Below are 5,663 nucleotides of genomic sequence, written 5' to 3'. Positions count from 1 at the left end.
TGAATCTCTAATTTTGGGTGGTGTTTTGCTGGTTACGGGTGCGTGATGTAATTCGCGTTATTTTGTAACTTTTTTGTTTTGGCCAGTTCTTGTTTTCCCTCGTCGGGTGAGGGCTGGTTGTTAAACAGTAATTTGAGGATTTGCCAGTCCTGCATTGCATGTTTGTGTGGTGTGGGTTGGTTTGTTTTTGGTTAGGTTTTCGGGCTTTTCACGGCCTTGTTTCTTGCTGAAACAGTTGTTTTTGTGGAGAGTTTGATCCTGGCTCAGGATGAACGCTGGCGGCGTGCTTAACACATGCAAGTCGAACGGAAAGGCCGAAGCTTGCTTCGGTACTCGAGTGGCGAACGGGTGAGTAACACGTGGGTGATCTGCCCTGTACTTCGGGATAAGCTTGGGAAACTGGGTCTAATACCGGATATGACAACTTTTTGGATATTGTTGTGGAAAGCTTTTGCGGTATGGGATGAGCTCGCGGCCTATCAGCTTGTTGGTGGGGTAATGGCCTACCAAGGCGTCGACGGGTAGCCGGCCTGAGAGGGCGTACGGCCACATTGGGACTGAGATACGGCCCAGACTCCTACGGGAGGCAGCAGTGGGGAATATTGCACAATGGGCGCAAGCCTGATGCAGCGACGCCGCGTGGGGGATGACGGCCTTCGGGTTGTAAACTCCTTTCGCAATCGACGAAGCCTTTTGGTGACGGTAGGTTGAGAAGAAGCACCGGCTAACTACGTGCCAGCAGCCGCGGTAATACGTAGGGTGCGAGCGTTGTCCGGAATTACTGGGCGTAAAGAGCTCGTAGGTGGTTTGTCGCGTCGTTTGTGGAATACCGCAGCTTAACTGCGGGGTTGCAGGCGATACGGGCATAACTTGAGTGCTGTAGGGGAGACTGGAATTCCTGGTGTAGCGGTGGAATGCGCAGATATCAGGAGGAACACCGATGGCGAAGGCAGGTCTCTGGGCAGTAACTGACGCTGAGGAGCGAAAGCATGGGGAGCGAACAGGATTAGATACCCTGGTAGTCCATGCCGTAAACGGTGGGCGCTAGGTGTGAGTCCCTTCCACGGGGTTCGTGCCGTAGCTAACGCATTAAGCGCCCCGCCTGGGGAGTACGGCCGCAAGGCTAAAACTCAAAGGAATTGACGGGGGCCCGCACAAGCGGCGGAGCATGTGGATTAATTCGATGCAACGCGAAGAACCTTACCTGGGCTTGACATACACTGGATCGGGCCAGAGATGGTCTTTCCCTTTGTGGCTGGTGTACAGGTGGTGCATGGTTGTCGTCAGCTCGTGTCGTGAGATGTTGGGTTAAGTCCCGCAACGAGCGCAACCCTTGTCTTATGTTGCCAGCATTTGGTTGGGGACTCATGAGAGACTGCCGGGGTTAACTCGGAGGAAGGTGGGGATGACGTCAAATCATCATGCCCCTTATGTCCAGGGCTTCACACATGCTACAATGGTCGGTACAACGCGTTTGCGAGCTCGTGAGGGTGGGCTAATCGCTGAAAGCCGGTCGTAGTTCGGATTGGGGTCTGCAACTCGACCCCATGAAGTCGGAGTCGCTAGTAATCGCAGATCAGCAACGCTGCGGTGAATACGTTCCCGGGCCTTGTACACACCGCCCGTCACGTCATGAAAGTTGGTAACACCCGAAGCCCATGGCCCAAACTTGTTAGGGAGTGGTCGAAGGTGGGATCGGCGATTGGGACGAAGTCGTAACAAGGTAGCCGTACCGGAAGGTGCGGCTGGATCACCTCCTTTCTAAGGAGCTTTTAGTATTGTGCCCACGGTTGTGGGTGTGTTGGTGGTTGATGTCGCCGTGTGTGTGACTGCCACTAAAAAAAGTATTGAAAATTTCCGGGTGGATGCATACCCGCAGGACGTGGAGTGCCTGCGTAGCAGACCGGGGTCGTAACCGTTTTTCCGCAAACAGTGTTTTTGGTGCGTTGGCATGCTGTTGGGTGTCTGGGGCAGCACACAGTAACTGCACGTGAGTGTGGTTGTGGTTGTCTTGTTGGCCTGCACGTGAATGATCATGCGCGTTGTGTTGTGTGGTTGTTGTGGTGTGGGTGTGTTGTGTGAGAACTGTATAGTGGACGCGAGCATCTTTCTTCTTTCCATGCTCCATGGTTTGTGGGGTGTGGGTTGATTTTTGTGTTTTGCAAGTTTTTGTAGTTTGCGAGACCGTTTTGTAAGTGTTTTGTGTATCTGCGCGCATCGTCTGCTGTTTTTGGTGGGTGGTGTGTGTTGTATCGTGTTGGGTAATTTTTTGGTTATTCAGGGCGTACGGTGGATGCCTTGGCATGCTTAGCCGATGAAGGACGTGTGAGGCTGCGTTAAGCCTCGGGGAGTTGTCAACAAAGCGTTGATCCGAGGATGTCCGAATGGGGAAACCCAGCACCGGTTGTGTGGTGTTACCTGCAGATGAATGCATAGTCTGTGTGGGGGTTGACGCGGGGAAGTGAAACATCTCAGTACCCGTAGGAGAAGAAAACAATTGTGATTCTGCTAGTAGCGGCGAGCGAACGTGGATGAGGCTAAACCATGTGCGTGTGAGACCTGGCAGGGGTTGCGTGTGTGGTGTTGTGGGGTGCAATGGATCCAGGCTGTCAACTGGGTGCGTGTGTGTGCGTGTAAGCGGAAGTCACCTGGGATGGTGTACCGGAGTGGGTGAGAGTCCCGTACGTGAATGCATTGTGTGCATGTGTTGTTGTTTGCCCCGAGTAGCAGCGGGCTCGTGGAATCTGCTGTGAATCTGCCGGGACCACCCGGTAAGCCTAAATACTAAGTGTGACCGATAGTGAAGAGTACCGTGAGGGAATGGTGAAAAGTACCCCGGGAGGGGAGTGAAAGAGTTCCTGAAACCGTGCGCTTACAATCCGTCAGAGCACCTCTAAGTGTGTGATGGCGTGCCTTTTGAAGAATGAGCCTGCGAGTCAGCGGCATGTCGCGAGGTTAACCCGTGTGGGGTAGTCGTAGCGAAAGCGAATCCTAGTTGGGTGTTGTGAGTGGCATGTCCTGGACCCGAAGCGGGGTGATCTACCCATGGCCAGTGTGAAGCAGCTGTAAGAGGTTGTGGAGGCGCGAACCCACGTAGGTTGAAAACTGCGGGGATGAGTTGTGGGTAGGGGTGAAAGGCCAATCAAACTCCGTGATAGCTGGTTCTCCCCGAAATGCATTTAGGTGCAGCGTTATATGTTGAGCTTGCCGGAGGTAGAGCTACTGGTTGGTTGAGCGGGACTATCATCTTAGCAACATCAGCCAAACTCCGAATGCCGGTGTAAGTGTGTATAGCAGTGAGACTGTGGGGGATAAGCTTCATAGTCGAGAGGGAAACAGCCCAGATCGCCGGTTAAGGCCCCTAAGGGTGTACTAAGTGGAAAAGGATGTGGGATCGCGAAGACAGCCAGGAGGTTGGCTTAGAAGCAGCCATCCTTGAAAGAGTGCGTAATAGCTCACTGGTCGAGTGGTTCTGCGCCGACAATGTAGTGGGGCTCAAGTACACCGCCGAAGCCGCGGCAACACATTTTTTGTGTTGGGTAGGGGAGCGTCGTGCATGGTGTGAAGCAGTACCGTAAGGGGTTGTGGACTGTGTGCGAGTGAGAATGCAGGCATGAGTAACGAGTGTAAGGTGAGAATCCTTACCGCTGGATGACTAAGGGTTCCTGGGTCAAGTTCGTCTTCCCAGGGTGAGTCGGGTCCTAAGGCGAGGCCGACAGGCGTAGTCGATGGTCAACGGGTTGATATTCCCGTACCCGTGTATGCGCGCCAAGTGATGAAGCGGTGAGACTAACCACCCTGAGCGCCGGCTATGACGCCACTTTGTGGTGTTGGGTTGGTGTGATGCGTGGGGCCTGATCCGTGGTAGTCAAGTGATGGGGTGACGCAGGAAGGTAGCCAAGCCACCGGTTGGTGTGTGGTGTAAGCGTGTGGCACGACAGTGTGTGAAATGCCGCTGTTATTTGTGTGAGGCGTGATGCGTAGCCCATTGTTGGGTGATGTTGGTGATCCTATGCTGCCGAGAAAAGCCTCTAGCGATGTGTGTATACGGCCCGTACCCGAAACCGACACAGGTAGTCAGGTAGAGAATACTAAAGCGGTCGGGTGAACTGTGGTTAAGGAATTCGGCAAAATTCCCCCGTAACTTCGGGAGAAGGGGGACCCATGCTGGTGCCCATACTTTCGTATGTGGTTGCTGGTGTGGGTCGCAGAGAAGAGAGGGGAGCGACTGTTTATCAAAAACACAGGTCCGTGCGAAGACGATCAAGTTGATGTATACGGACTGACGCCTGCCCGGTGCTGGAAGGTTAAGAGGACCTGTTAGGCCTTTGTGGTCGAAGCGGAGAATTTAAGCCCCAGTAAACGGCGGTGGTAACTATAACCATCCTAAGGTAGCGAAATTCCTTGTCGGGTAAGTTCCGACCTGCACGAATGGCGTAACGACTCCCCTGCTGTCTCAACCACAGGCCCGGTGAAATTGCAGTACGAGTAAAGATGCTCGTTTCGCGCGGCAGGACGAAAAGACCCCGGGACCTTCACTATAGCTTGGTATTGGCATTCGGTGCGGTTTGTGTAGGATAGGTGGGAGACTGTGAAGCTATCACGCTAGTGGTGGTGGAGTCGTTGTTGAAATACCACTCTGACCGTAGTGGATATCTAACCTTGGCCCATGATCTGGGTTGGGGACAGTGCCTGGTGGGTAGTTTAACTGGGGCGGTTGCCTCCCAAAATGTAACGGAGGCGCCCAAAGGTTCCCTCAGCCTGGTTGGCAATCAGGTGTATAGAGTGTAAGTGCACAAGGGAGCTTGACTGCGAGACTTACAAGTCGAGCAGGGACGAAAGTCGGGACTAGTGATCCGGCACCTACTTGTGGATGTGGTGTCGCTCAACGGATAAAAGGTACCCCGGGGATAACAGGCTGATCTTCCCCAAGAGTCCATATCGACGGGATGGTTTGGCACCTCGATGTCGGCTCGTCGCATCCTGGGGCTGGAGTAGGTCCCAAGGGTTGGGCTGTTCGCCCATTAAAGCGGCACGCGAGCTGGGTTCAGAACGTCGTGAGACAGTTCGGTCTCTATCCGCCGCGCGCGTTGAAACTTGAAGAAGGCTGTCCCTAGTACGAGAGGACCGGGACGGACGTACCTCTGGTGTGCCAGTTGTTCCGCCAGGAGCATTGCTGGTTGGCTACGTACGGGAGGGATAACCGCTGAAAGCATCTAAGCGGGAAGCCTGTTTTAAGATGAGGTTTCTTTTGAGGTGCCCAGGAGACGACTGGGTTGATAGGCCGGAACTGGAAGCATCGTAAGGTGTGGAGGTGACTGGTACTAATCCACCAACAACCAATCATGACCAACACCACAAAACACGGGTCTTGGCAATACTTCAACGAAAGCGAAACACGAAGAGTAACTCCGCGTCCACTATGCAGTCACTGACACAACACACGTAGTGTCAACACTGATTAAAAAGAATATTGTGTCACCGTCACACACAACCCATGTGTTGTGTATTTGGCTGGCATGCCCCAAGGGTGTGTCGGTGGTTGATGGCGGCGGGGAAACGCCCGGTCCCATTCCGAACCCGGAAGCTAAGCCCGCCCGCGCCGATGGTACTGCACTCGGGAGGGTGTGGGAGAGTAGGTTACCGCCGACCCAACAACTTCA

At 53.9% G+C, this 5,663-nt stretch carries 3 rRNA genes; all 3 read left to right on the top strand.

Annotated elements, in window-relative coordinates:
* The first annotated feature begins 240 nt into the window (after positions 1-240).
* The 3 genes from M3G14_RS11570 (at position 241) to rrf (ending at position 5,652) form a co-directional block, all read left to right on the top strand.
* Positions 241-1,761, top strand: a 16S ribosomal RNA gene (locus M3G14_RS11570).
* A gap of 505 nt (positions 1,762-2,266) precedes the next feature.
* Positions 2,267-5,348: ribosomal RNA gene (locus M3G14_RS11565) — 23S ribosomal RNA — on the top strand.
* A 186-nt stretch (positions 5,349-5,534) separates the two neighbouring features.
* Positions 5,535-5,652, top strand: a 5S ribosomal RNA gene (gene rrf, locus M3G14_RS11560).
* Together the 16S, 23S and 5S rRNA genes form the textbook arrangement of a ribosomal RNA operon.
* Positions 5,653-5,663 lie beyond the last annotated feature (11 nt).

The sequence above is a fragment of the Corynebacterium sp. p3-SID1056 genome, from assembly GCF_025152525.1.
Lineage (GTDB): Bacteria > Actinomycetota > Actinomycetes > Mycobacteriales > Mycobacteriaceae > Corynebacterium.
Note: the sequence above shows the minus strand (reverse complement) of the source record. Positions and strands in the feature narration are given on the sequence as shown.